The sequence below is a fragment of the Geodermatophilus obscurus genome (genome assembly GCF_900143215.1).
Taxonomy (GTDB): Bacteria; Actinomycetota; Actinomycetes; order Mycobacteriales; family Geodermatophilaceae; genus Geodermatophilus; species Geodermatophilus obscurus_A.
On sequence record NZ_FRDM01000040.1, the window covers coordinates 1 to 24,169 of the forward strand.

Sequence of the window (24,169 nt, forward strand, 5' to 3'; positions counted from 1 at the left end):
CGGTTCCATTCCGAACCCGGAAGCTAAGCCTCTCAGCGCCGATGGTACTGCTCCGGGAACGGAGTGGGAGAGTAGGACACCGCCGGACAACCATTTTCATGAGGGGCCCTCACCACCCGGTGAGGGCCCTTCATGCACGTCCGCATCGGCAGACCTCGGCGCCCTTCTCGAAGGCAGCCGGCGACAGGCACAGACACCAGGCCCCGGTTCCGCGATCACGGAACCGGGGCCTGGTGTGCGTGGGTGCGGAGGCTGCCGCGTCAGGGGACGACGCGGCGGATGCCGGCGAAGGCGAGCAGGGCCAGGACGGCCGCCAGAGCGAGCGGCAGGCCGACGGCGAGGGTCATCACCGACTGGTCGACGAGCCAGCGGCCGAGGTCGGTCCATGCACGCAGCCAGGTCACGAGGACGGCGGCTCCGCCCAGGACGACGATGCCGCCGATGATGAGGCCCCACACCCCGTTCGGGCCCCAGCGCTTGGTCACCACGCCCATGCCCACGCCAGCCGCGATGAGCGCCAGCATCGGAGCGCCCGAGACGGCGACCTGCGCGAAGAAGCCGTCGACGTCCAGTGGAGGCGGCGTCCAGAACTGCAGTCCCACGCCCCAGCCACCCGTCGCCGACTCGACGGCGTCGAGGAGGGCCAGGACGAGGCCGAACCCGAGGGCCATGCCGACGCCGACCAGGCAGGTGCCCAGGAAGTAGCTGCGCCGGCTCAGGCTGATGCCCATCGCGAACGGCATCAGCTGCGTCACCGCCTGGACGAACACGATGAGCACGGTGATGTAGAGGGCCAGGATGCCGCCGGTGAAGCCGTCCTCCCCCTCGAGGGAGCGGATGTCGACGATCCGCCACACGGCCCAGTTGATGGCGAAGCTGAGGGCTCCGACCATCCAGGGCACGCCCAGGATGACCATCGGGTGCACCAGCTGCAGGCGGGCCGCGGCCAGGACGCGGTTCATCGTGAGACCTCCTCGAGGTCGGAACGGGCGGAGGAGCCGGGTCGGGTGGTCGCCAGGCTCATGGCCACCACCAGCTGTTGGAGCGTGGTCGGCTCCCAGGCCAGTCCGGCGTCGGTGGTGTCGCCACCATCGGAGCCGCCGGTCAGCCGGACGACCGATCGGCTCTGCCCCGCGAGGGACTCGGTGTGCAGCAGCTCGTGCCGGCCGGCGAAGGCCGCCACCCGGTCGCTCGGGCCGGTCACGGTGACCGCACTGCCGCGCAGCGACTCGGCGTCCGCGTCGAGCAGGACCCGGCCGCGGTCGATGAGCAGGACCCGCTCGAGCAGGGCCGCGATCTCCTCGATCAGGTGGGTGGACAGCACCACCGTGCGCGGGTGCTCGGCGTAGTCGGCGAGCAGCCGGTCGTAGAACAGCTGCCGGGCGACGGCGTCCAGGCCCAGGTAGGGCTCGTCGAACAGCGTGATCGGTGCGCGGGAGGCCAGGCCGATGACGATGCCGACGGCGGAGGTCATGCCCCGGGAGAGCTTCTTGATCGGCCGCTTGGCCGGCAGGTCGAAGTCGCTCAGCAGGTCGGCGGCGAGGTCGGCGTCCCAGTCCGGGTAGACGAGAGCCGCCGCGTCGAGGGCGTCGCGGACCCGGAAGTGGTCGGGGTAGCGCTGTCCCTCCTTGACGAAGCAGATCCGGGCCAGGACGCCGTCGTTCTCGTAGGGGGCGCCGCCGAGGACCTCGACCGAGCCGCTGGTCGGCAGGCGGTGGCCGGTGAGCAGCTGCATCAGCGTGGTCTTGCCGGCCCCGTTGCGGCCGAGCAGCCCGGTGATGCTGTCGCGCTCGATCACCGTGCTGACGCCGTCCAGGGCGGTGTGCCCCCGGAACCGCATCGTGACGTCGCGGACGGTGGCCGCCGCGGTGGTGGGCGGGGTCATCGCTGCTCCTCCCAGCTGCCGATCATGGCGGTGAGCTCGTGGACGGAGATGCCGAGCTTGCGGGCCTCGGCCATCAGGGGACTGACGTACTGGTCGGCGAACTCGCTGCGCCGGCGCTTGAGCAGCTGTTCGCGGGCGCCGGTGGCGACGAACATCCCGACTCCTCGTCTCTTGTAGAGGACCCCGTCGGCCACCAGCTGGTTCAGTCCCTTGGCGGCGGTGGCGGGGTTGATGCGGTGGAAGGCGGCCAGCTCGTTGGTGGAGGGGGCCTGGGTCTCCTCGGCCAGGGAGCCGTCGACGATCGCGTTCTCGATGTCGGCGGCCACCTGCCGGAAGATCGGGCCGGCGTCCTCGTTCACGGCGCGTGCCCATCGGCACCAGGAGCCTCGTGGTTCCTGGGTTTATTACTCATGTAATGAACCGTAGAGGCTTGCGGTTCGCCGGCGCAAGCCCTGCCGTCCGGCGTCGCGCGACGTCACGGTTCCCCGACCCCGTTACCGTCCGGGTCCGCCGACGGGCCGGGCGCGCCCGCCTGGTTGCCGCCGGCGGCTCCGCGGGCGTGCGCATCCACCGTGCACCTTCCCGCCGGCACCCGCCCGCCCCAGCAGCCGGTCGCCACGGGGGAGGACGCCGTCCGGCTCCCGTGGCCCGGCGGGTGGACGGCGACCGCCCGGGGCGCCCAGCTGCACCGGGTGACCGGCGCGCTGACCGCCCTGACCGAGCGCGGACAGGAGACGGCGTGACGCTCGTGGTCCGCGCCCGCCGGGTGCTGCTCCCCGACGGCGAGCGTGCGGCCACGGTGCACACCGCGGACGGCCGGATCACCGCGGGCACCGGCTTCGACGACGCCCCCACCGGCGCGGTCACCCTCGCCGACGACGAGGTGCTGCTGCCGGGACTGGTCGACAGCCACGTGCACGTCAACGAGCCCGGGCGCACCGAGTGGGAGGGCTTCGCGAGCGCGACCCGGGCGGCGGCGGGCGGCGTCACCACGGTCGTGGACATGCCGCTCAACTCGATCCCGCCGACGACGACCGTCCATGCGCTGCAGGCGAAGCAGCGGGCCGCCGAGGGGCAGGTCGCCGTCGACGTCGCCTTCTGGGGCGGGGCGGTCCCGGCAACCTCGACCAGCTGCGGCCGCCGACGTCATCGCCGCCGCGCCCCGCCCGAGGGGGCCGGCTACCCGGCCTTCCTCGCCTCGCGGCCACCGGCCGCGGAGGAGACGGCGATCGGCCGGCTGGTGGCCGCCGCCCGCGACACCGGCGGGCGGGCGCACGTCGTCCACCTCGCCGACGCCGCCGGCTGCTCAGCCGGGGAGGCCGCTGACGACGGCGATGGCCCCCGCAGGTCGTCGGTGGGTCCGGACACGGGACCTCCTGCGCACGGTTCCCGGACACCGGCCGCCCCATACACCCCGTGCCACAGTGACCCCGCGCGACCCTGCGATCCCGGCGAGGAGCCCGATGAGCGACCCCACCCGCCTGCCCGACCTGGCCAGCCGCGCGCTGGGCGGGGCGGTCCTCGCGGCCAACGACGAGTCCTTCGCCGCGAAGGAGAACCTCGTGCTGCCGCACCCGCCGCAGGCGCTGCCCGGCTTCGGCCACCGCGGCAAGGAGTACGACGGCTGGGAGACCCGGCGCCGCCGCTCCCCGGGGTCGGACTGGGCGATCGTCCGGCTCGGCGTGCCGGGGATCGTCGCGGCGGTCGTCGTCGACACCGCGCACTGCACCGGCAACCACCCCGCTCGAGCCTCCCTCGAGGGTGCCTCGGTCGAGGGCCACCCCACCGTCGCCGAGCTGGAGCGCGCCGACTGGCGGCCGCTGGTGCCGCTGTCGGACCTCGCCGGCGACAGCGCCCACACCTTCCCGGTCGACTCGACCCGGCGGATCACCCACGTGCGGCTGACCATCGCCCCCGACGGTGGCGTCGCACGGCTGCGGGTGCACGGCACCGCGGTCCCCGACCCGCGCCTGGTCGACGCCGGCCCGTTCGACCTCGCCGCGCTGGAGAACGGCGGGCGGGTGACCGGGGTGAGCGACGAGTTCTACGGCCGCCCGGTGCAGCTGGTGTCCCCCGGCCTGGCCCGGTCGATGGGCGAGGGGTGGGAGACCCGGCGGCGGCGCGGCGAGGGCAACGACTGGGTGGAGCTCGCCCTGGCCTGCGAGGGCGTCGTCACCCTGGCCGAGCTGGACACCTCCTGGTTCCTCGGCAACGCGCCCGGGTCGGCGTCGCTCACCGGCAGCGGCCCCGACGGCGAGGTCGTCGTCCTGCCCCGGACCCGGCTGCAGCCCGACACCCGGCACCGGTTCGTGCTCGACGGCGGGCCGGCGGTGGACCGGGTGCGGCTGGACGTCCTCCCTGACGGGGGCATGGCCCGGCTGCGGCTGTGGGGCCGGCCGACCGCCGCGGGCCGCGAGGCGCTGGGACGGCGCTGGTTCGACGCGCTGCCCGACGTCCAGGCGCTGGAGGTGCTGCAGTCGGCGGGGGTGGCACCGGCCGAGGCCGGCCGGCTGGTCGGTGCCCGCCCGCTCGGCACGGGTCTGCCCCCGGCGCTGGCCCGGCTGGTCCTCGGTCGGGAGGACCGGACCGTCCAGGAAGCGGGGGGACGTCGCTAGGGTCGGCCGCGTGCCGCCTCGCCGCCTGCACCTGCTGGCCGCCGCAGCCGTCCCGGGCCTCCTGCTGACCGCGTGCGGCTCGTCGATCGAGCAGACCGAGCTCGAGGCGCAGGTGACCGGCGCCCTGGCGGTCCGGGCCGGCACCACGGCCGAGGTGTCCTGCCCCGGCGACCTCGACGCCGAGGTGGGTGTCACCACCGAGTGCCGCGCGGTCGACCCGGACACCGGCGAGGTGACCAGGTGGCGGGTCGTCGTCACCTCGGTCGAGCACGACATGGCCGAGTTCGACATCGCGCGCGTCGGATAGCGGCCGGGTGACCGCCTACACGGCCGAGCCGTGGGGGGACCTCTACGTCGCCATGGCCGGAGCCGCCGCGGCGCTGCTGGGCCTGCTGTTCGTCGCGGTCTCGATCAACCTCGAGCAGGTGCTGCGCAACGCCCACCTGCCGCTGCGCGCGGGCGAGACGCTGGGGGTGCTGGTGGTCCTCCTGGTCACGGCGGTCCTCGTGCTCGTCCCCGGTCAGACCCGGACGGCGCTCGGGGTCGAGCTCGCCATCACCGGCCTCGTCCTCCTCGGTCTCGACGGGTGGTTGCGGACGCGGCAGCCCCGGTCCCGCACCGCGCCGGCGTACACCGTCGTCGTCCCCGTGGTGATCGTGGGGCTGACCGGCGCACCACTGGTCGTCGCCGGGGGGAGCCTGGTCGCCGGAGCCGGCGGCGGGCTCTACTGGACGGTGCCCGCGCTGCTCGCCGGCTTCGCCGGTGCGGTGGTCAACGCCTGGGTCCTGCTCGTCGAGATCCTGCGCTGACACCGGCACGGAACACCGGGCGGGCAGGATGCGGTCCGTGGAGACCACCGCGGACCTGCTGGTGCACGATGCCGAGCTGCTGGCCACCGTCGACGACGCCCGACGCGAGATCCCCGGCGGCTGGGTGGCGGTCACCGACGGGGCGGTGACCGGGGTGGGCGGCCCGGGCGACCCCGCGCCGGCCGCCGTCCGCAGGGTGGACGCGCGCGGCTGCCTGGTGACGCCGGGGCTGGTGAACACCCACCACCACCTGTACCAGAACCTCACCCGCGCCTTCGCCCCCGCGCTGACCGGCGGCCTGTTCGAGTGGCTGGTCACCCTCTACCCGCTGTGGGCGCGGCTGGACGAGGAGGCCGCCTCCGTCAGCGCCTACGTCGGGCTCACCGAGCTGGCGCTGTCGGGCTGCACCACCTCGACCGACCACCTCTACGTGCACCCGCGCGGCGGTGGCGACCTGATCTCGGCGGAGGTCGCCGCCGCCCGCGAGCTCGGTGTGCGCTTCTCCCCCACCCGGGGCTCGATGTCGCTGTCGGTGGAGGACGGTGGCCTGCCGCCGGCCTCCGTCGTCCAGGACGACGACGAGATCCTGGCCGACTCGAAGCGCCTGGTGGACGCCCACCACGACCGCTCACCGCACGCCATGATCCGCATCGCGCTCGCGCCCTGCTCGCCGTTCAGCGTCTCGCCGGCCCTCATGCGCCGCACCGCGGAGCTCGCCGAGGACCTCGACGTCCGGCTGCACACCCACCTGTGCGAGACGCAGGACGAGGACGCCTTCTGCCTGGCCACCTTCGGCCGCCGCCCGGTCGACCACCTCGCCGACGTCGGCTGGCTGTCCGACCGGGTGTGGCTGGCGCACGTGGTGTGGCCCTCGGCCGACGAGGTGACGCGGCTGGGCGCGGCGCGGGTCGGGGCGGCGCACTGCCCGTCGTCCAACATGGTGCTGGGCAGCGGGCTGGCGCCGGTGGCCGAGCTGCGCGCGGCCGGGGTGCCGGTCGGGCTGGGCGTGGACGGGTCGTCGTCGGCGGACTCCGCGTCGCTGTGGCTGGAGGCCCGGACGGCGATGCTGCAGGGCAAGCTGCGGCAGGGCGCGGGCGCGATGTCGGCCCGCGACGCGCTGGAGATGGCCACCCGCGGCGGTGCGGCCTGCCTGGGGCGCAGCGGTGAGATCGGCGAGCTGTCGGTGGGCGCGTGCGGGGACCTCGCGGTCTGGTCGCTGGAGGGCCCGGCGTTCGCCGGCGCGCTGTCCGATCCGGTCGAGGCGTGGCTGCGCTGCGGCCCGGTCGCCGCGCGGCACACCGTCGTCGCCGGGCGGTTCGTCGTCGAGGACGGCGTCCCGGTGCACCCCGGCCTCGACGAGCGGCTCGCCGTCCACCGCGGGTTGTCGGAGCGGATGCAGGCCGCGCCGTAGCTGCGGCCGTCTCCGCGGACACGACCGTCAGCTACAGGGCGGTGGCGAGGGCCTCGAGGTCGTCGAGCGTGGCGTCCACGTGCGGCGAGACGCGCAGCACCGGCCCGGTCATCTCGCCCGGCGCCCGCTGCGGCCCGATCGCGGTGGTGACGATGCCCTGCTCGGCCAGCAGCCGGGCCCGGGTGGACACGACGTCGACGCCGTCCGGCGGGCGCAGCGTCGTGGTGGCGGTCGGCTCGTCGAGCGGCTCGACCACCCGCCAGCCGGCGGCGCCGTCGAGCACCTCGCGGCCGGCCCGGCCGAGCGCGGCCAGCCGCTCCCGCACGCGGAGCGGCCCCGCGGCGAGGTGCTCGCCGACGGCCAGCACCAGCCCGACCCGGCCGGCCACGTGCGCCTCCCCGGACTCGAAGGCGCGCAGCGGCGGGACGTCGTCCGGCGCGGTCAGCAGCGGGGTGAGCTCGGCGGCGACCGCGGGCCGCACGCACAGCACACCCACCCCGCGCGGCCCGGTCAGCCACTTGCGGGACGTCGAGTAGACGACGTCGGCGCCGAGGTCGGTGTCGACGTGGCCCAGGGACTGGGCGGCGTCGAGCACCAGCGGCACTCCGGCCTCCCGGCACAGGACGGCGACCTCGGCGGCCGGCTGCACCGTGCCCCGGTGGCTGGCGACGTGCGTCAGGTGCACCACGCGCGGCGGGTCGGTGGCCAGCAGCCGGGCCACGGCGTCGAGGTCGGCCCGCCCCAGGTCGTCCACCGGCAGCGCCTCGACCGCCAGCCCCGCGGCGCGCAGCTGGGCGGCGTTCGGGGCGTACTCGCCGGGCAGGCAGGCCACCCGCGTCCCGGCCGGCAGCCGCCACCCGGCGAGCAGGGCGGCCAGCGCGGCCTGCGCGGACTCGACGAACACGACGTCCGCGGCGGCCATCCCGGCCAGCCCGCCGATCACCGACCGGCCCTGCTGCAGCAGGTCCTCGGCGGTCGCCTCGGCCACGTACCCGCCCAGTTCCGCCTCGTGCCGGGCGTGGTGGGCGACGGCCTCGAGCACCCGGGAGCTCTGCCGGCTGCACGCGGCGCTGTCCAGGTGCCGGCCCGCCGGGCGGGGCCGGGCCGAGCGCCACGCGGCGCCGAGGTCCCCGTGGACGAGGGCGGTTGCCGGCGCAGTCACGCCCCTCACGGTAGAAGAGGCGGCTCAGCTCTCCAGCACGCCGCGGACGACCGACTCGCCGGAGTGGGACGGGTCGCCGTCCAGCGGCTCCACCGAGACGTCGACCACCGGGTACTCCCCGAGGTCGAGCCCGGGCGGCAGCTCCAGCGTGGTGTCGCCGCCGCCCTGCACCACCCCGACCGGCACCAGCCGGGCGACCGCCTCGTCGAGCAGCCACACCTCGTAGTAGCCCTCGTCGAGCGGTGCCGCGTCGAGCGTCAGCTCCAGGGCCCGGGAGCCGTCGTCCCGCTCGACCACCCGGGCCTGCCCGGAGGCGCCGCTGCCGGCGAGCGGGTCCAGCGCGGCGGCGGCCACGGCCAGGCCGTCGTCGTCCCCCGTGCCGAGGGCCACCGCGCCGGCGCCGATGCCGACGCCCACGACCAGGGACGCCGCCGCGGCGAGCAGCAGCCGTGAGCGGCGGGTCCGCAGCGGCACCACGGCTGCCGGGGCGCGCTCGGGTGCCGCGGCCGGCGGGACGTCGACCGCGGGAGCAGGCGGGACGGCGACCGGCGGAGGCGGAGCGGCAGCGGCGAGCGCCTCCGGGCGGGGCGCGGTGGTGACCCCGGTGGCGGCGGCGATCCCCGCCCAGACGCTCGGCGGCGGCAGGACGGCGGCGCCCGGCGCGGCCAGCTGGGGGACGGCGAGCGCGTCGACCCCGCGCCGCAGGGAGGCCACCTCGGCCCGGCACTCCGCGCAGCCGTCGAGGTGGGCCCGGTCCGTCTCGGGCAGTGGCTCGCGCAGCGCCGCCAGGGACAGCTGCTCAGGCGTGCAGTGCGGCACCGTCCACCTCCAACCGTGTCCTCAGGCGTTCGAGGGTCCGCCGGATGTGCGACTTCACCGTGCCGAGCGGCAGACCGGTGCGTTCAGCGATCTGGGTGTGTGTCAGGTCCTCGAAGAAGGCCAGCTCGATGATGCCCCGCTGCGGTTGCCCGAGTTGCTCGAGCTCGCCGAGCAGCAGCACGCGGTCGGCGACGACGGTGTCGACCTGCGGGCCGGTGGTGTTCGCCGCGGACCGGGCCTCGGTGACCGCGGCCTCGGTGGCGCGGCGCTGCCGGTCTCGGCGGGCCCAGGTGTCGGCGATCTTGTGCCGGCAGATGCCCACCAGCCAGGCCGGCAGCGGGCCCTGCTCGGGGCGGTAGCCGGTACGGCCGGTCCAGGCCGAGACGAAGACCTGCTGGGTGACGTCCTCGGCGTCCGGGCCCGGGCCGAAGGCGCGCACCGCCATGCCGTGCACCTGACCGGCGAAGCGCTCGTAGGCCCGGGCCAGCGCCTGCTCGTCGCCGGCGGCGAACCGCCGGCCCACCTCGGCGTCGTCCGGTTCGGGGGTGCCCCCGAGCGGCGGGACGCCGTCGCTGCTCACGCGCCCGACCCTAACCCGGACACCACCCCTTTCCAGCAGGTCCGTCACGGGACCGGCTCCGCGACGACCACGACGTTGGACTCGTAACCCCCGACCTCGGGGAGGAACTCGCCCCCGCAGGTGACGAGCACCAGGCGTGGTGGTCCCTCGCGGGCGAACAGCCGGTCCACCGGTAAGGCCTGCTTGTCGACCTGCTCCCGGGAGACCACCCGCCAGCGGGTCGGATCGCCCGCGGCGTCGGTGACGAGCACCTCGGCGTCCACCTCGGCCTCCCGGAGCGGAGCCAGCTCGCCGAGCCCCTGCTCGCGGTCGTCGACGTGACCGGCGAGCACCGCCGACCCCTCACCGCCGGGCACCGGCCCGAAGCGGTACCAGCCCACCCGGTCGACGTCGTCCGGGATGGCCATCTGGCCGTCGTCCCGCACGCCGACGGAGTCGACCGGCGCCTCGATGCCCAGGGCCGGCACGGCGAGGGTCACGGGGGTCGGTTGCTCCGAGGGCATGGTGGGTGCGGCGTCCCGGGTGGTGACGGGGGGGAGACCCCCCGGCGGGGCCGCCGGGGGCTGGGTGGGCAGGACCTGCGCGAGCGGTGCGCCCGCCGCCGCCGGCTCCCGGGTCAGCTGCCACGCGGCCGGTGCACCGAGCGCGATGGCCAGACCCAGGACCGCGCCGACGGCGGCGGGACGCATCATGTCTCGCCCCTGTCGGTCGGGTCAGACCCGCGAGCCGGCCAGCCGGCGGACGGCGACGCCCGCGGCGAGCAGCCCGGCCAGCGAGACCGCGGCGATCGGCAGCGGCAGGCCGCCCTCGTCGACGAGTCCGGCCGAGCCGCCGGGGACGCCGGAGGGCGCGGAGTGGGCGCCGGAGACCGTCTGGACGGCGAGTTCGTAGCCGGCGTCCTGCGAGCCCCACGCGTACACGACCGTCGTCGTGCCCTCGGCCAGCGTGAGGTCGGCCGGGCCGACCGCGACCGTGTCGGTGCCGGCGAGCACCACGTCGGCGCTCACGGTGCCGGCGGGCACGGTGAGCGACTCCTCGTCGGGGTTGGTCAGGCCCGGGACCACGACCTGGCCACCGGCGCGGACGTCGACGGCGGGCGCGGCCGCGACGTGCCGGACCGACACGCGGGCCTCGCCGGCGGGCACCTCGGAGGTGTCGTTGACGAACGGCGTCAGCGCCGGCTGGCCGGCCTCGGTGAGGTGCGCGACCACCGTGGCGTCGGCTCCCGCCGGCACGGCGACGCCGTCGGCCGACAGCAGCGGCGTGCCGGAGCCGTCGGGCGCATCGGCCGGGAACAGGGCCAGGTCGTAGTCGCCGGCCGGCAGCTCCAGGGGGTCGGTGAGGGTCCCCGGCTGGAAGTCGTCGATGAGCCGCTCGCCGTTGGCGTAGACGTCCACGGGGGTGTCCGGGACCCCGTGCAGCACCGAGACGGTCGCGGTGTGGCTGTCCGCCAGGGCCGGGGAGGCGCTCAGGAGGACGAGGCTGCCGGTGGCACCGGCGGCCAGGGCGAAGGCGGTGCGGGAGCGGGTCATCGGAACGGGTCCTCACGTCGGTGGTGGAGTGCCTGACACCCCTCCTTCCGCGGACCCCGCCATCTCGGATGCAGCCCGGTCACCGGCCGGCCCGCAGACGATCATGGAGCTGCGGTGGCGACACACCGCGTCTGAACGGCGTGTCGCCACCGCAGCTCCATGATCACCGCGGATCTCGGCCGCGGCCGGGCTGGTCCGGTACGGGGGAGCGAGGACCCGGAGGGCGACGCCGGTCTCAGGCGGACACGGAGAGCGAGACGCCGAAGTCGCCGTCGGGGTCGGTCCACCAGTGCGTCATCCGCAGACCCGCCGCGGCCAGCTCGGCCTCGACCCCTTCGCGGCGGAACTTCGCCGACACCTCGGTGCGCATCTCCTCGCCGGCGTCGAACCGGACGTCGAGGTCCAGCGGGGGGACGTGCACCACCTGGTCGGTCAGGGAGCGCAGCCGCATCTCGATCCACTCGTGCTCGGCGTCCCACACGGCGACGTGCTCGAAGGCCGCGGGGTCGAAGTCGGCGCCCAGCTCGCGGTCCAGCACGCGCAGCACGTTGCGGTTGAACTCCGCGGTGACCCCCGCGGCGTCGTCGTAGGCCCGCACCAGCCGAGCCGGGTCCTTGACCAGGTCGGTGCCGAGGAGGAAGGAGTCCCCGGGCTGCAGCGTGCCGGCCAGGTCGGTGAGGAACGCCGCCCGCGCCGCCGGCTCCAGGTTGCCGATGGTCGAGCCCAGGAAGGCCACCAGCCGGCGTCCCGACCGGGGCAGCTCGCCCAGGTGCCGGGTGAAGTCGCCGACGACGGCCGCCACCTCCACGCCCGGGTACTCGGCGGTGATCGCCGCCCCGGCCGCCTGCAGCACCGACGGGTCGACGTCGCACGGCACGAACCGGCGCAGCGTGCCGGCATCGCGCAGCGCGTCCAGCAGCAGCCGGGTCTTCTCCGACGTCCCGCTGCCCAGCTCGACCAGCACGTCGGCACCGGAGGCCGCGGCGATCGCGTCGGCGTGCGCGGCGAGCACGGCCCGCTCGGCGCGGGTCGGGTAGTACTCCGGCAGCCGGGTGATCTCGTCGAACAGCTCGCTGCCCCGCTCGTCGTAGAACCACCGGGGCGGCAGCGACTTCGGCGTCGCGGTCAGCCCGGCGCGGGCGTCGGCGCGCAGCGCGGCGGCGGCGTCCTCGGGGGCGAGGTGGCTGGTCAGCGAGATCGACACGGGGTTCCTCAGCGGAGTGGGGTGGACGTCAGGCCGTCGGGGGTGACCTCGACGAGGGAGTGGTCGGGGACGTCGGTCCACCGCGGGTCGTCGTCCCACGGCTCGCTGGCCAGCGCGGTGCCGTCGGGGGTGACCAGCGTGGACAGCGTGTCGCCCCAGGTGGTGGCCAGCAGGTGGGTGCCGTCGGCGGCGAGCAGGTTCAGCCGCGCGCCGGGGTCCGCGGCGCCCACCTCGCACACCGTGTCGGCCAGGGCGTCGAGGCCCCGGTCGAACACCAGTGCCGCGAGCAGTGCGCTGTCGACGGTCGACTCGGCGTCGCGCACCGGGGGCAGCACCGCGCGGTCGACCCGGCCGTTGTGCGACAGCAGCCACCGGCCGTCGGTGAACGGCGCGGCCGCGCTCTCCTCCAGCGGCATGCCGACGGTGGCGGAGCGGACGGCGGCCACCACGCACCCGGAGGAGAGCACCGGCGCGACCGAGGCGAACGAGGGGTCGCCCCACAGCGGGCGCGCCGAGCGCCAGCGCGCCGGTCGTGCCCGGCCGGGGGAGAAGAAGCCCACGCCCCAGCCGTCGGCGTTGACCGTGCCGTACCGCTGGCGGCGCGGCGCGTACGACTGCACCAGCAGCGACGACGGCGGCTCGAGCACCAGCTCGGCCAGCGTCCGCGGCCGGCCGAGCCAGCCGAGGTGACGGCACACCTACGCGTCCCAGGCCAGCCGGAAGCCGCTGAACACCTGGCGGCGGATCGGGTGGTCCCAGTTGCGGAAGCTGGGCCGCAGGATCGACGCGCCGACCGCCCACGAGCCGCCGCGCAGCACCTTGTGGTCGCCGCCGAAGAACGGCGCGGAGTAGTCGGCGTAGAGCATCGGCCGGAAGCCCGGCCACGGGGTGAAGCCCGAGGAGGTCCACTCCCAGACGTCGCCCATCAGCTGCTCGACCCCGTACGCGGAGGCGCCGGCGGGGTAGGCGCCGACCGGGGCCGGGCGCAGCGCGTCGCCGCCGAGGTTGGCCAGCGCGGACGACGGCTCGGCCGACCCCCACGGGAAGCGGCGGCGGCGCCGCGTGGCCGGGTCCCAGACCGCGGCCTTCTCCCACTCGACCTCGGTGGGCAGCCGCGCGCCGGCCGCCACGGTCCCCGTGCCTCCAGCCCAGGCCGCGTACGCCTCGGCCTCGAAGTACGTGACGTGCTGGACCGGCTCGTCGGGCGGCACGGCCTCCACGACGCCGAAGCGGGTGCGGGTGCCGTCGGCGCTCCAGAACTGCGGCCGCTCCAGCCCCGCCTCGACCCGGTGCGCCCAGCCCCGCTCGGACCACCAGCGCCGGTCGCCGTACCCGCCGTCGGCGACGAACGCGGCGTACTCGGCGTTGGTCACCGGCACCCGGCCGATGCGGAACGACGGGACGTCGACGACGTGCGCCGGGCGTTCGTTGTCCAGCGAGAACGGCTCGTCGGCGGCGTCCACGCCCAGCACCAACTCCCCGCCGGGTACCAGCAGCGACGTGCCGGCGACCCCGGGCCGGCCCGGCGGCAGCGGCGTCCCGGTGCCGAGCAGCGGCGGCCCCGAGCGCAGGTTGAGCGCCTGCAGCATCGTCTCGTCGTGCTGCTGCTCGTGGCTGACCACCATCGCGAAGTCGAACGGGTCGCCGTCGTCGTCCCGGCCGAGCCGCCCCAGCCGGTCGAGCACCCGGCCGCGCACCTCGCCGCAGAACGACCGCGCCTCCACCGGCGGCAGCAGCGGCAGCCGGGAGCGGACCGCGCGGGGGTGGGTGAACGCGTCGTAGAGCGCCTCGACGTCGGCCGGCAGCAGCCCCTCGCGTCGGGCGTCGCCGCGGCGCAGCAGCCAGAGGTCCTCCTGCTGGCCGATGTGCGCGAGGTCCCAGACCAGCGGGCTGAGCAGCGGGGTGTGCTGGCGCAGCAGCTCGGGCTCGTCGTGGTCGGTGAGCCGCAGCGTGCGCTGCCGGGCGGCCGCCAGGTCGCGGGCCAGGATATCGGTCAGATCGGTCACGAGGAGGCCTCCGTGGCGGAGAGGAGGGCGGCGGTGGGGCCGCCGGCCCGGGCGGTCTCGAGCAGGGCGTCGCCCGGGCAGCGGCCCCGGTCGACGAGGTCGGCGAGCGCCTCGACCTCCGGTCGCAGCGCGGCGGGGGCGGCGGCACGGGCGGCGTCGAGGCAGGCGCGGGCGGCGGCGTGCAGCGCGGGGTCGGCCAGGCCGACGCGGGCGGCGCGGTCCCAGGCCCCGGCGACCGGCGCGGTGGCCGCGGCGGCGTGCCCGGCCGCGACCGGGTCGTCGAGCAGCACCGCCGTCACCGCGGCCAGCGCCGGCCACCACGGCTCGGGCGCGGCGTCGAGGTAGCGGATCTCCAGGTAGCCGCGCAGGCGCACCGGCGGGAACAACGTGGTCAGGTGGTAGTCCAGGTCCGCCGCCGTGGGCGCCCGGCCGCCCAGCGGGACGGCGCCGGTCACCCAGTCGGCGAACCGGACCCGCTCCCGCACCGGCGCCGCACCGCCGCCCGGGTCGCGCACCAGCATCACCGGCGCGGTCAGCGCGTACTCGGCCCACTCGCCCGCGGGGTCGGCGCCACCGAGCAGCGGCCCGCAACGGGCCTGGTCGAGGTCGCTCCAGACGCGCTGCCGCTGCGACACCCAGCCGGTGGGCCGCCCGCCGGCGATCGGGGAGCAGGCCGCGACGGCGACCAGGGTGGGGCCCAGCTGGTGGGCCAGTGACACCCGCTCGCTCCAGCCGGCGCACGGTCCGGCGTCCAGGTTGACCTGCAGCGCGGCGGTGCCGGTCATCATCGCCGTCCCGGCCGCGGCGCAGCCGACGGCGGCGAAGTGCTCCTCCATCGCGGCGTAGCGGGGGGCCGGGCAGACCCGGGCCGGGGGCCGCAGCGGGTCGGCGCCCACCGGGGCCACGGCCAGCCGCTCGGCGGCCAGCGCTGTGGCGAGCACGTCGCGGTCGGCGCGCAGCGCGGTCACCGCGGCGGCGGCGTCCGGGTGCGGCGGGCCGGACAGCTCCACCTGGCCGCCGGGCTCGAGGGTGACCCGGCTGCCGCCGGGCAGCACCGGCAGCGCGTCGACGAGCTCGGTGATCCGCCGCCAGGGGACGCGCGCCGCGGGCGCGGTGAGGTCGACCAGGTGTGCCTCGAGCTCCAGGCCGACCGCGCCGACCGGACCCGGGCGCAGCGCCGCGCCGGCGATGTGCGCGACGGCCGCCTCCAGGTCCAGGACAGCCGTGCGTTCCTCGGTGACCGGGGCCACGAGCCCCACCCCCTCCAGGTCCGGACCGGTCGACGTCGACCGCGGGTCGGTGCGGGGGCGGCCCGTCCTGCGGCCGTCCTCTGATCACCATCCTGCACGGGACCACCGACAGATACACAACCCGGCGGCGCCCCACCGGTGTTCGCGTCAGGATCGTGGGGTGGACGTCGATCGGGACCGGGATCCGGCAGGCCGGGCGCGCAACGCCCGGCCCCGCGACGCGCTGGGGCGGCCGCTGCCCCGCGGGGCCGTGGGGGAGGAGCGGGCGCCGGAGGGCGTGCTGCGGACGCCGGACCAGGCGCTGACCGAGGCGCAGCAGCTGCTGGACGCGGGCCGGCCGTTCTCCGCCCACGAGGTGCTCGAGGACGCGTGGAAGTCCTCGCCGGAACAGGAGCGGCAGCTGTGGCGGGGCCTGGCCCAGCTCGCCGTCGGGCTGACCCACCTGGCGCGGGGCAACGACCGGGGTGCCGCCCGGCTGCTGGAGCGCGGCGCCGGGAACGTCGCCGGCTACGCCGAGGCCCCGCCGCACGGCATCGACGTCGCCGGCCTGGCCGGCTGGGCACGGGACCTGGCGGCCTCACCTCCGGTGTCCCGCGACGCCGCCGCCCTCGCGCCCCGCCTGCGCGCCGGGTGACCCTGGCCTCCCTGCGTGCCGGGGCCACCGCGGCTGGGTAGGGACCGGAGGTGGTGAACAGACGACGGGCGAATGCCCTGCGGGCCGGAGCGGTGGTGCTGGCGGCGGTCGCGCAGATCGTCGGCAGCCCGCTCGGCACGGCGATCGCCGGGCGCAGCGTGGGTGAGGTCAGCGACGGGAGCCGCTCGCTGATCACCCCGGCCGGCTACGCCTTCTCCATCTGGGGACCGATCTTCGCCCTGGCGCTGGCCTGGGCGGTCTACCAGGCCCTCCCCGGGCAGCGGAACCGCGCGGTGCACCGGGCGACCGGCTGGCCGCTGGCCGCGGCCTTCGCCGGGAACGCCGTCTGGGAGCTGTTGTTCCCGCTGGTGGGGGACCGTGCGCCGGTCCTCCCCGCGGTGCTGCTCTTCGCGATCGTCGCCGCCGCGGCGACGGCCTGGGCGCGGCTGCAGGACATGCCGCTGACCGGGCTGCCCCGGCTGCTCCCGGCGGCGGTCACCGGGCTCCTGCTGGGCTGGGTGACGCTCGCCTCGGCGGTGCAGGTCGCCACCGCCGGTGTCGCGCTCGGAGCGCCGGCCCAGGGGACGGCGGCGCAGGTGTGGGCGGTCGTCGCCCTCGCCGCGGTCGCGGCCCTCGGGACGGCGCTCGTGTGGGTCGCCCGAGTGGCGGCCGGGCCGTTCGCCCTGGCCGTGGTGTGGGGTCTGCTCGCAGTCGCCGTGGACGGCGGGCCGGGCGTGGTGACCGCCGCTGCGGTGGGTGCCGCCGTCGTCGTGACCGCGGCCCTGGGGGTCCGGGTGGCCGGACGGCGGCAGCGCGGCGCGCTGCTGGTCGGCTGAGGCCCCCTGCCGCCGGCCCCGTTCGGGGCGCCGCCGGCCCTCTGCAGGGTCCCGCCGCGAGCGGGCCAGTGGTGGGGGTCAGGGCTCCCTCTTGGAAGTGCGGGGAGGACGGGGCCGGCCCTCCACGGGGCCTCGCCGCTTCCCCCGTGGAGCGACCCGGAGCACACTGCCGGGGTGTGAGCGCCGCGCCCGCCGTCGCCGGCCGGTGGGGCAACTCGCCCCGCGGCGGCGGCCCGGGCATCGTGGTACCCGACACCCACCTGCAGACGACGGCCGTGCGGGCCGGTTGAGGGGAGCGCCGTGAGGAGCTACGAGGCGGCCGCGCGGATCGACGCGAGCCCGGAGCAGGTGTGGGCGCTGCTGGTCGACGTCGGCAGCTGGCGGGACTGGGACTCCGGCGTCGACCGGGTGGACGGCCGGGTCGCGCTCGGGGAGAGGCTGACGCTCTACGCCACGATGATCCGCAACCGCCCCTTCGCGGTGACGGTCACCGAGATCCGCCCGCACGAGGCCATGCGTTGGCGGGGCGGGCTGCCGCTGGGACTGGCGGTGATCGAGCGCACCTACTCCCTCGACGGCCAGGAGGACGGCAGCACGGTGATCACCGTCCGCGAGGACCACACCGGCCCGCTGGCCGGTCTGCTGGACCGCTCGACGCCGGACCTCAACCCGTCGTTCCGGCACTTCTGCGAGGGGCTCAAGGCCCGCGCCGAGGGACGCGCCTCCCGCCCCATCCGCTGACCGTCAGCTGGTCAGGACGGCCAACCCCCAGCACGCGACGGCGACGGCGACCAGGACACCGCTCATGCCGACGGCGTTCGCGGCCGGACCCGCGGTGATCCACCGGCCGGTGCGGGGATCGGGCACCGGGACGCTCTGGCGCAGCGCGACCACCAGCGCCGGGATCCACAGCACCAGCCCCGCGGCGAGCACGACCCAGGCCGGCTGCCCGAACGCCGGCTCGCCGTCGACGAGGCCGATGATCCCCACGGCGACGAGGAAGCCGCAGAGGGCGAACAGCAGGCTCGGTGCCACGGAGGCCGCCACGGAGCCGCGGCTGCGCGGACGTCGGAAGCCGGCGGCGTAGTCCCGCGCCGGACCGAAGGCCTCGCGGGGGTCCTCGCCGGTGTCGGCGACGTGACTCTCCACCTCGGCGACGATCTCTCCGATCCGCTCGGGCGGCACGTTCGCCGCGCGCAACGCCGGCACGAGTTCGCGCCGGTAGGTGTCGATGCCGGTGCTGGTCATCGGGAGCTCCCCACGGACGGGAGCAGGCCGGCGGCCCGCTCGGTGAACGTGTGCCAGGCGGCGGCCCGCTCGGCCAGGTGTGCGCGGCCGTGCGGCGTGACGGTGAAGAACTTCCGGCCCGGCCCGCCCGCGCCCTCGCGCCAGGACGACGTGACCAGTTCGTCCTGCTCGAGCCGGTTGAGCATCGGGTAGAGGGTGCCGCCCTTGACCGCCCCCAGACCGGCCGCCTGCAGGCGCTGCGCGATCGCGTAGCCGTAGGTCTCCTCCTCGGCGACGACCGCCAGCACAGTCAGCGGCAACGTCGCACGCAGCCACTCGGCGGGCCAGGGTTCGAGCGGCATGACTAGACGGTATCGCTGACTAGTCGGTGAGGCAACCTAGCCGAGCTCGTATGACCACTGTGACCGGAACTACTGCCGGGCGCTCGACGGTGCCACCATGGGCGATGCCATGAGCACCGACACCGCAGCCACGCCCAGCACCGACGACACCTCCCTCGGCGAGCCGGCGACGCCGCCCCGTGGGCCGGTCACGTCGGCGTCGTACTCGATCACCGTGCGGCTCACCGCCGACGGCGACCCGGCGTCCATCGGCCGCATCGCGACCGCGGTCGGATCGGCCGGCGGCGCAGTGACGGCGATCGACGTCGTCGACTCCCGATCGGACGGCCTGACCGTCGACGTCACCTGCTCGGCCGCGGACGCCGCGCACTCCGAGGAGATGGTCGACGCGCTGCGCGACGTCCCCGGGGTGAAGGTCCGCAAGGTCAGCGACCGCACCTTCCTGCTGCACCTGGGCGGCAAGCTGGAGGTCGCCTCCCGGGTGCCGCTGAAGACCCGCGACGACCTGTCGATGGCCTACACCCCCGGCGTGGCGCGGGTCTGCCTCGCGCTGGCCGACAACCCCGACGACGTCCGCCGGCTGACCATCAAGGGCAACACCGTCGCCGTGGTCACCGACGGGTCGGCCGTCCTGGGGCTGGGCGACATCGGCCCCGGTGCCGCGATGCCCGTCATGGAGGGCAAGGCCGTCCTGTTCAAGCGCTTCGCCGACATCGACGCCTGGCCCATCTGCCTGGACACCCAGGACGTCGACGAGATCGTGCGCACGGTGGAGCTCATCGCCCCCGGCTTCGGCGGCATCAACCTCGAGGACATCGCCGCGCCGCGCTGCTTCGAGATCGAGGCCCGGCTGCGCGAGAAGCTCGACATCCCGGTCTTCCACGACGACCAGCACGGGACGGCGATCGTCGCGCTGGCCGCGCTGCGCAACGCCCTGCGCGTCGTCGACAAGCAGGTCGAGGACGTGAAGATCGTCGTGGCCGGCGGCGGCGCGGCCGGAACGGCGATCGTGCACCTCATGCTCGAGGCGGGCGCCCGGCACGTGCTCGTGTGGGACCGCGAGGGCATCCTCTCGCCGGACGACGACCAGCTCTCGCCGGCCAAGCGGAACCTGGCCCGGCGCACCAACCCCGAGTGCGTGCGTGGCGAGCTGCCCGACGCGCTGGACGGCGCCGACGTGTTCATCGGTGTCAGTGCCGGCAACGTGCTGCCGGTCGAGGCGCTCGCGCGGATGGCGCCGCAGGCCGTCGTCTTCCCGATGGCCAACCCGACGCCCGAGGTCGACCCGGTGCGGGCCCGGCAGCACGCTGCCGTCGTCGCCTCGGGCCGCTCGGACCTGCCGAACCAGATCAACAACGTGCTGGCGTTCCCCGGCTTCTTCCGCGGGCTGCTCGACGCGCGAGCCAGGGAGATCAGCGACGGGATGCTGCTGGCCGCGGCGGAGGCGATCTCCTCCGTGGTCACCGACGACCAGCTCAACGCCAACTACATCATCCCGAGCGTCTTCGACCCCGCCGTGACCAAGGCGGTCGCCGCCGCGGTCGCCGACCAGGCGCGGCAGGAGCCCGGTGCGACCGCCCCGGTGGGCGACGACGGCGACCTCATCGGCTGAGGTCCCCGCCGGACCGGCTACGGCTGGTCCGTGTCCTCCCCGGCCGGTGCCGACTCCTCCGGCTCGAAGGTGTCGGCCTCGCCGAGCCCCATCCCGACGCCGGAGGAGTCGGTGGGGACCGACGGTGCGCCGTCCCGGTCCTGCTCCGGCGCCGACGGACGGGTCTCGTCCACCGGCGGCCGGCCCTGCGCGTCCTCGGTCATGTCCCGGCTCCTCTCGGCTGCGGGCGGCATCCGCCCCCGCGGGTGGTGCCGTCCACCCGGTGCACTACCCGGCCGGCCGGGGAGTGCACCCGATCGGGGACGGCGGGCCGGGGTCTTCCGCGGGATGATCGCGGGATGCCCGAGTTGCCCGAGGTGGAGGCGCTGACCGCGTTCCTGCGTGAGCACGCGGTCGGCCACGTGGTGACCCGCGTCGACCTGGCCGCCGTCCAGGCGATCAAGACCTTCGACCCGCCGCTGTCGGCGCTCGGGGGGCTGGAGCTGACCGGGGTCGCCCGGCACGGCAAGTTCCTCGACCTCGACGTCTCCGGTCTGCACCTCGTCGTCCACCTGGCGCGGGCCGGCTGGCTGCACTGGCGCACCGGGCTGCCGACCGCCCCGCCGAAGCCGGGCAAGGGGCCGCTCGCGGTCCGCGTCCACCTCGACCAGAGCCATGGCCCTCCACCCGCCTCCGGCGGGGTGGGCTTCGACCTCACCGAGCAGGGCACCCGCAAGGGGCTGGCGGTCTACGTCGTCCGCTCGCCGGCCGAGGTGCCGGGCATCGCGCGGCTGGGGCCCGACGCCCTCGCCGTCGACCGGGAGACCTTCGTCGCGCTGCTCGCCGGGCGCAGCGGGCAGCTCAAGGGCGCGCTCACCGACCAGACGCTGCTGGCCGGCATCGGCAACGCCTACTCCGACGAGATCCTGCACGCCGCGCGGCTCTCGCCGTTCAAGATGGCCGACAAGCTCACCGACGACGAGGCCCTGCGCCTCCACGACGCGATGCGGGCGACCCTCACCGAGGCACTCGAGCGCCAGGTGGGGCAGCGCGCGGCCACGATGAAGGGCGAGAAGCGCTCCGGACTGCAGGTGCACGCCCGGACCGGTCTGCCGTGCCCGGTGTGCGGCGACACCGTCCGCGAGGTCAGCTTCGCCGACACCTCGCTGCAGTACTGCCCGACCTGTCAGACCGGCGGCAAGCCGCTGGCCGACCGGCGGATGTCCAAGCTGCTGCGCTGAAGGACCCTCCCCTGCCCGCCGCAGGCTCGAGGGGCAGGGGAGGGTCCTAGTCGCCGAGGTGGCGAGCGGTCAGCCAGGAGGCGGCCCGCGCGACGGCGGAGCTGCCCGCTCCGCCGTCCCCGTCCTCGACCGGCCCGTCGGCGAGCGAGCCGATCGCCGACCACCAGTCGGTCAGCGGCGGGGGCGCCAGCGCGTCGACCCGCTGACCGGGCCGCGGCACCGCCACGCGCGCCTCCGAGCGCTCCGCCGCGGCGCACAGCCGCTGCACCGGCTCGGCCCAGCGGTGGAAGGCCAGGTTGAACGTCGCCCAGTGCACCGGCACCAGCAGCCCGCCCCCCAGGTCGCCGTGGGCGCGGACGGCCTCCTCCGGCGTCATGTGGATGAGGGCCCAGGCGCCGTTGTAGGCGCCGATCGGCAGCAGCGTCAGGTCGAAGGGGCCCAGCAGCGCGCCGATCTGGGCGAACGCCGGCGTGTAGCCGGTGTCGCCGCCGAAGAAGACCCGGTGCCGCGGCCCGGCGACCACCCACGACGCCCACAGCGTCGTGTCCCGGGTGAGGAACCGGCCGGAGAAGTGCCGCGCCTCGGTGCAGGTGAGCGTCAGGCCGGCGACGTCCACCGCGCCGTCCCAGTCCAGCTCGACGACCCGATCCTCCGGCACGCCCCAGCCGCGCAGGTGCGCACCCAGCCCCAGCGGCACGACGAACGGCGCGGTCTGGGTGCGCAGCAGCCCCCGCACCGTGGGCAGGTCGAGGTGGTCGTAGTGGTCGTGCGAGACGAGGACGGCGTCGACCTGCGGCAGCTCCTCCAGCGGCAGGGGCACCGGGTGCAGCCGGGTCGGTCCGACCAGCGGCGACGGCGACACCCGCTCGCCCCACACCGGGTCGACCAGCACCCGCCGGCCGTCGACCTCGAGCAGCGCGCTGGAGTGGCCGAACCAGGTCACCGCGAGCTCGCCCGCCTCCGCGGGCAGCTCCGGGCGCGCCAGCGGGACCGGGCGCGCCGGCAGGCCGACGTGCCGCTCCTCGTGCATCTGCCGCAGCAGGCCGCGCTGCGCGCTGGCCGGAGGCCGGGCCGGCGTGCTCAGCCGGTTGTGGAAGCGGCCCTCGGCGAACTGCGGCGAGCCGGCGGCGTAGGCCCGCACCGCCCGCCGGCCGGCGCCCAGGGCGGTGGGCAGGCCCCAGGCTGCGCGGGCGACCCACGCGACGGGGCCGGCGAGGGTGGCGGTGAGGGCGAGCGCGGTGTGGCGGGCGGCGGAGGACGGCACGACGTCCAGCATCCCAGCCGGGGACGCGGCGGGAACGGCGCCCGGGCGGTTGCCGGGCGGGGTCCGGCGTCCGACCATGGCGCGCATGACCGAGGACGCGCGGCCGGCCGACCCGGGCGAGGACGGCGGTGACCCGGCGTGCTGGCTGCGGCGGGTGTGCCCGGCGTGCGGACGGCTCGCCGACGTCGACCCGCCGGTCCGCTGCGCCGCCTGCGGAGAGCTGCTGCCGGCCGACCGGTGACCTGTCAGGTCGGTCGAGGATCCTCGGCGCCCCGGTGCCAGGTGGCGGGTCGGGGATCGTCGGTCCCGTGGCCGGGGTCGTCGGGATGCCGGTGTCGACCGGGGGAGCGCCGTCCCGGTGACCAGGGCCCGCCCGCTCGCTCAGGTGTACCGGCACTTCGGTGAGGTCGATGCGGCCGGGACGTCGCCGCTGTACCAGCGCGTCGCCGTCGCCCTGAGCGGGTCCGACGAGGCGCTGCGCGCCATCGAGGCGGCGCCGGCGCGCAAGCGGCACCCACCGGTGATCCTCGCCGCGCTGCACGACCTCGCCCTCGCCGGACGCGCCCCGGCTCTGGCCGCGGCCTGTGCCGCTGCCGACGGCGACGCTGCCGCCGAGGCGGCGATCGACACGCTGCTGCGGATGACCGACGCGGTCGTGGCCATCGTCGCGCGCCGGCAGCCGCAGACCTTCGAGACCGGACGGTGCGCCGTGCTGTACCCGGCCATCGCCGAGGCGGCGCGGCGGGGAGGCGCGGATGCGGTCGGGCTGATCGACGTGGGTCGTTCGCCCGGGCTCAACCTCCACGTCGATCGCGTCGGCATCACGTACAGCGACGGACGATCGCTGGGCGACCCGTTCTCTCCGGTGCAGCTGTCGTCGTCGATCGTGGGGAACCGGTCCGTCCCGATGCGGGCGGTGCCCGAGGTCGTCGCCCGGGTCGGCGTCGACCGCGATCCCGTCGACGTGACCGACGCGGACGACGCCCGGTGGTTGCGCGCCTGCCTGGAGCCGGACCGGCCGGAGCGGACCGCGAGGCTCGACGCGGAGATGGCGTTGGCGGCGACGGCCCCACCGCTGCTGCTGCGGGGGAACCCCGTCGAGGTGCTGCCCGACGCCGTCGCCCGTGTGCCCGCGGACGCCCTGCCCGTCGTCACCACGACGTGGGCGCTGTCGCGCCTCCCGCTCGAGAGCCGCCTGCGCTTCCTGCACCGCCTCGACGACGCGGCGACCGGCCGGGCGGTGGCGTGGGTGTCAGCGGAGGGGGTCGGGGTCGCGCCGGCGATCCCGACACTCGGCGATCGCCGCGCCTCCGGCCACAGCACCGTCGGCCTGGCGGTGTTCGACCGGTCGACCCTGCGCGCCGCGGCCATCGGCCGCTGCTGGTCGCAGGGCCGCTCGCTGGCGTGGCTGGCGGACTCCTGACGTCCTGGCCGGTCGATCCGTCCGGAAACGGGATCGACCGCGCGGTCACCGACGACTCCGACACGCAGCGAGCGCTCCGGCCGGACAGGTCCGGGCCCGGGGCGGGGATGCAGGAGCAGCGGCCCTCTCCTCGTACCGCACCCGTGGTACGGGCAGGTCGGCCGGCCGTCGACCACGGTGGCGTTGCTGCGTTCCCGCTCGGTCACGGCCATCGCGCGGCTGGGTGAGCAGTGTCGGTCGTACACAACGAAAAGGTCTCCGGCGGTACATGACCGGCCGGTATGTCTCTAGAGTGACCGCGATCACCCGGACCGAGGT

29 protein-coding genes, 1 rRNA gene and 1 pseudogene are annotated in these 24,169 nt (G+C 76.1%); 14 read left to right on the forward strand and 17 right to left on the reverse strand.

From position 1 onward, the window contains the following. Window positions 1-88: ribosomal RNA gene (rrf, locus tag BUB17_RS21535) — 5S ribosomal RNA — on the forward strand; the annotation flags it as partial. A gap of 172 nt (window positions 89-260) precedes the next feature. On the opposite strand, the gene BUB17_RS21540 is transcribed toward rrf, so the two are convergent. From BUB17_RS21540 to BUB17_RS21550, 3 genes are read right to left on the reverse strand one after another with little or no spacing between them, the layout of a single operon-like run. After that, window positions 261-962, reverse strand: a complete 702-nt coding sequence (locus tag BUB17_RS21540; protein ID WP_072920722.1) for a hypothetical protein — start codon at window positions 960-962, stop codon at window positions 261-263. Next, window positions 959-1,885 carry an ABC transporter ATP-binding protein gene (locus BUB17_RS21545; RefSeq protein WP_072920723.1) on the reverse strand — a complete coding sequence of 309 codons (927 nt, stop codon included), beginning with the start codon at window positions 1,883-1,885 and terminating at the stop codon, window positions 959-961. The genes BUB17_RS21540 and BUB17_RS21545 overlap by 4 nt, the downstream gene beginning before the upstream one ends. After that, a complete protein-coding gene (locus tag BUB17_RS21550; RefSeq protein WP_072920724.1) occupies window positions 1,882-2,244 on the reverse strand; it encodes a GntR family transcriptional regulator in 363 nt (120 codons plus the stop codon). Before BUB17_RS21550 ends, BUB17_RS21545 begins: the two co-directional genes overlap by 4 nt. A gap of 213 nt (window positions 2,245-2,457) precedes the next feature. Between BUB17_RS21550 and BUB17_RS26325 the strand changes: the two genes are divergently transcribed. After that, window positions 2,458-2,628: a hypothetical protein gene (locus BUB17_RS26325; RefSeq protein ID WP_175561452.1), complete on the forward strand. Its 171-nt coding sequence runs from the start codon at window positions 2,458-2,460 to the stop codon at window positions 2,626-2,628. A 170-nt stretch (window positions 2,629-2,798) separates the two neighbouring features. Next, window positions 2,799-3,122 (forward strand): annotated as a pseudogene (locus BUB17_RS28010) (hypothetical protein); the annotation flags it as partial. On the opposite strand, the gene BUB17_RS28015 reads toward BUB17_RS28010, so the two are convergent. Further along, window positions 3,065-3,253 carry a hypothetical protein gene (locus BUB17_RS28015; RefSeq protein WP_244277418.1) on the reverse strand — a complete coding sequence of 63 codons (189 nt, stop codon included), beginning with the start codon at window positions 3,251-3,253 and terminating at the stop codon, window positions 3,065-3,067. The pseudogene BUB17_RS28010 and the gene BUB17_RS28015 overlap by 58 nt on opposite strands. 95 nt (window positions 3,254-3,348) lie before the next feature. On the opposite strand from BUB17_RS28015, the gene alc reads away from it, so the two are divergent. Genes alc through BUB17_RS21580 form a run of 4 tightly spaced genes read left to right on the forward strand, consistent with a single transcriptional unit; the run spans window position 3,349 to window position 6,720 of the window. Continuing rightward, window positions 3,349-4,500, forward strand: a complete 1,152-nt coding sequence (alc, locus tag BUB17_RS21565) for an allantoicase (protein ID WP_072920725.1) — start codon at window positions 3,349-3,351, stop codon at window positions 4,498-4,500. Window positions 4,501-4,510: 10 nt separating this feature from the next. After that, on the forward strand, window positions 4,511-4,807 hold the full coding sequence (locus BUB17_RS21570; protein ID WP_175561453.1) for a DUF4333 domain-containing protein: 297 nt from the start codon (window positions 4,511-4,513) through the stop codon (window positions 4,805-4,807). Window positions 4,808-4,814: 7 nt separating this feature from the next. Next, window positions 4,815-5,309, forward strand: a complete 495-nt coding sequence (locus tag BUB17_RS21575; RefSeq protein WP_072920726.1) for a hypothetical protein — start codon at window positions 4,815-4,817, stop codon at window positions 5,307-5,309. Window positions 5,310-5,346: 37 nt separating this feature from the next. After that, a complete protein-coding gene (locus BUB17_RS21580; RefSeq protein WP_208983566.1) occupies window positions 5,347-6,720 on the forward strand; it encodes an 8-oxoguanine deaminase in 1,374 nt (457 codons plus the stop codon). A 31-nt stretch (window positions 6,721-6,751) separates the two neighbouring features. Here BUB17_RS21580 and egtE read toward each other — a convergent pair whose 3' ends face one another. The 9 genes from egtE to egtA form a co-directional block, all read right to left on the reverse strand. Continuing rightward, complete coding sequence (gene egtE / locus BUB17_RS21585; protein WP_072920728.1) at window positions 6,752-7,882, reverse strand: ergothioneine biosynthesis PLP-dependent enzyme EgtE; 1,131 nt, start codon at window positions 7,880-7,882, stop codon at window positions 6,752-6,754. A 24-nt stretch (window positions 7,883-7,906) separates the two neighbouring features. After that, on the reverse strand, window positions 7,907-8,701 hold the full coding sequence (locus tag BUB17_RS21590) for an anti-sigma factor (RefSeq protein ID WP_072920729.1): 795 nt from the start codon (window positions 8,699-8,701) through the stop codon (window positions 7,907-7,909). Next, window positions 8,682-9,281, reverse strand: coding sequence for a sigma-70 family RNA polymerase sigma factor (locus tag BUB17_RS21595; RefSeq protein ID WP_072920730.1), 600 nt, complete (start codon window positions 9,279-9,281; stop codon window positions 8,682-8,684). The genes BUB17_RS21590 and BUB17_RS21595 overlap by 20 nt, the downstream gene beginning before the upstream one ends. A gap of 44 nt (window positions 9,282-9,325) precedes the next feature. Further along, window positions 9,326-9,973, reverse strand: coding sequence for a class F sortase (locus tag BUB17_RS21600; RefSeq protein WP_244277419.1), 648 nt, complete (start codon window positions 9,971-9,973; stop codon window positions 9,326-9,328). Window positions 9,974-9,994: 21 nt separating this feature from the next. After that, the gene (locus BUB17_RS21605) at window positions 9,995-10,813 is read right to left on the reverse strand and encodes a DUF4397 domain-containing protein (RefSeq protein WP_072920732.1); all 819 of its coding nucleotides are present in this window, start codon (window positions 10,811-10,813) and stop codon (window positions 9,995-9,997) included. 235 nt (window positions 10,814-11,048) lie between these two features. Next, window positions 11,049-12,017 carry an L-histidine N(alpha)-methyltransferase gene (gene egtD, locus BUB17_RS21610; protein ID WP_072920733.1) on the reverse strand — a complete coding sequence of 323 codons (969 nt, stop codon included), beginning with the start codon at window positions 12,015-12,017 and terminating at the stop codon, window positions 11,049-11,051. 8 nt (window positions 12,018-12,025) lie between these two features. After that, window positions 12,026-12,715: an ergothioneine biosynthesis protein EgtC gene (egtC, locus tag BUB17_RS21615; protein ID WP_072920734.1), complete on the reverse strand. Its 690-nt coding sequence runs from the start codon at window positions 12,713-12,715 to the stop codon at window positions 12,026-12,028. Then, window positions 12,716-14,023, reverse strand: a complete 1,308-nt coding sequence (gene egtB, locus BUB17_RS21620; protein ID WP_083606506.1) for an ergothioneine biosynthesis protein EgtB — start codon at window positions 14,021-14,023, stop codon at window positions 12,716-12,718. Continuing rightward, on the reverse strand, window positions 14,020-15,273 hold the full coding sequence (gene egtA / locus BUB17_RS21625; protein ID WP_072920752.1) for an ergothioneine biosynthesis glutamate--cysteine ligase EgtA: 1,254 nt from the start codon (window positions 15,271-15,273) through the stop codon (window positions 14,020-14,022). The genes egtB and egtA overlap by 4 nt, the downstream gene beginning before the upstream one ends. Before the next feature lie 160 nt (window positions 15,274-15,433). Between egtA and BUB17_RS21630 the strand changes: the two genes are divergently transcribed. From BUB17_RS21630 to BUB17_RS21640, 3 genes are all read left to right on the forward strand, one after another. Continuing rightward, window positions 15,434-15,907 (forward strand): DUF309 domain-containing protein, encoded by a 474-nt coding sequence (locus BUB17_RS21630; RefSeq protein ID WP_072920735.1) that lies wholly within the window; start codon window positions 15,434-15,436, stop codon window positions 15,905-15,907. A gap of 50 nt (window positions 15,908-15,957) precedes the next feature. Beyond that, window positions 15,958-16,743, forward strand: coding sequence for a hypothetical protein (locus BUB17_RS21635; protein WP_072920736.1), 786 nt, complete (start codon window positions 15,958-15,960; stop codon window positions 16,741-16,743). 300 nt (window positions 16,744-17,043) lie between these two features. Next, entirely contained in the window at window positions 17,044-17,484 is a 441-nt protein-coding gene (locus tag BUB17_RS21640; protein ID WP_072920737.1) for an SRPBCC domain-containing protein, read from the forward strand. Window positions 17,485-17,487: 3 nt separating this feature from the next. Here BUB17_RS21640 and BUB17_RS21645 read toward each other — a convergent pair whose 3' ends face one another. Continuing rightward, window positions 17,488-17,991 (reverse strand): HAAS signaling domain-containing protein, encoded by a 504-nt coding sequence (locus BUB17_RS21645; RefSeq protein WP_072920738.1) that lies wholly within the window; start codon window positions 17,989-17,991, stop codon window positions 17,488-17,490. Then, window positions 17,988-18,332 (reverse strand): PadR family transcriptional regulator, encoded by a 345-nt coding sequence (locus BUB17_RS21650; protein WP_072920739.1) that lies wholly within the window; start codon window positions 18,330-18,332, stop codon window positions 17,988-17,990. The genes BUB17_RS21645 and BUB17_RS21650 overlap by 4 nt, the downstream gene beginning before the upstream one ends. A gap of 109 nt (window positions 18,333-18,441) precedes the next feature. Between BUB17_RS21650 and BUB17_RS21655 the strand changes: the two genes are divergently transcribed. Further along, on the forward strand, window positions 18,442-19,944 hold the full coding sequence (locus BUB17_RS21655) for an NAD-dependent malic enzyme (RefSeq protein WP_072920740.1): 1,503 nt from the start codon (window positions 18,442-18,444) through the stop codon (window positions 19,942-19,944). A 17-nt stretch (window positions 19,945-19,961) separates the two neighbouring features. Here BUB17_RS21655 and BUB17_RS21660 read toward each other — a convergent pair whose 3' ends face one another. Beyond that, complete coding sequence (locus BUB17_RS21660) at window positions 19,962-20,147, reverse strand: hypothetical protein (protein WP_072920741.1); 186 nt, start codon at window positions 20,145-20,147, stop codon at window positions 19,962-19,964. A gap of 135 nt (window positions 20,148-20,282) precedes the next feature. Between BUB17_RS21660 and BUB17_RS21665 the strand changes: the two genes are divergently transcribed. Then, entirely contained in the window at window positions 20,283-21,164 is an 882-nt protein-coding gene (locus tag BUB17_RS21665; RefSeq protein WP_072920742.1) for an Fpg/Nei family DNA glycosylase, read from the forward strand. Between the two features lie 46 nt (window positions 21,165-21,210). Here BUB17_RS21665 and BUB17_RS21670 read toward each other — a convergent pair whose 3' ends face one another. Further along, window positions 21,211-22,428, reverse strand: coding sequence for an MBL fold metallo-hydrolase (locus BUB17_RS21670; RefSeq protein ID WP_244277420.1), 1,218 nt, complete (start codon window positions 22,426-22,428; stop codon window positions 21,211-21,213). An 85-nt stretch (window positions 22,429-22,513) separates the two neighbouring features. On the opposite strand from BUB17_RS21670, the gene BUB17_RS27100 reads away from it, so the two are divergent. Both BUB17_RS27100 and BUB17_RS21675 read left to right on the forward strand, forming a co-directional pair. Beyond that, window positions 22,514-22,669: a hypothetical protein gene (locus tag BUB17_RS27100; RefSeq protein ID WP_175561451.1), complete on the forward strand. Its 156-nt coding sequence runs from the start codon at window positions 22,514-22,516 to the stop codon at window positions 22,667-22,669. A 117-nt stretch (window positions 22,670-22,786) separates the two neighbouring features. After that, complete coding sequence (locus BUB17_RS21675; RefSeq protein WP_072920743.1) at window positions 22,787-23,851, forward strand: DUF2332 domain-containing protein; 1,065 nt, start codon at window positions 22,787-22,789, stop codon at window positions 23,849-23,851. The last annotated feature ends 318 nt before the right edge of the window (window positions 23,852-24,169 follow it).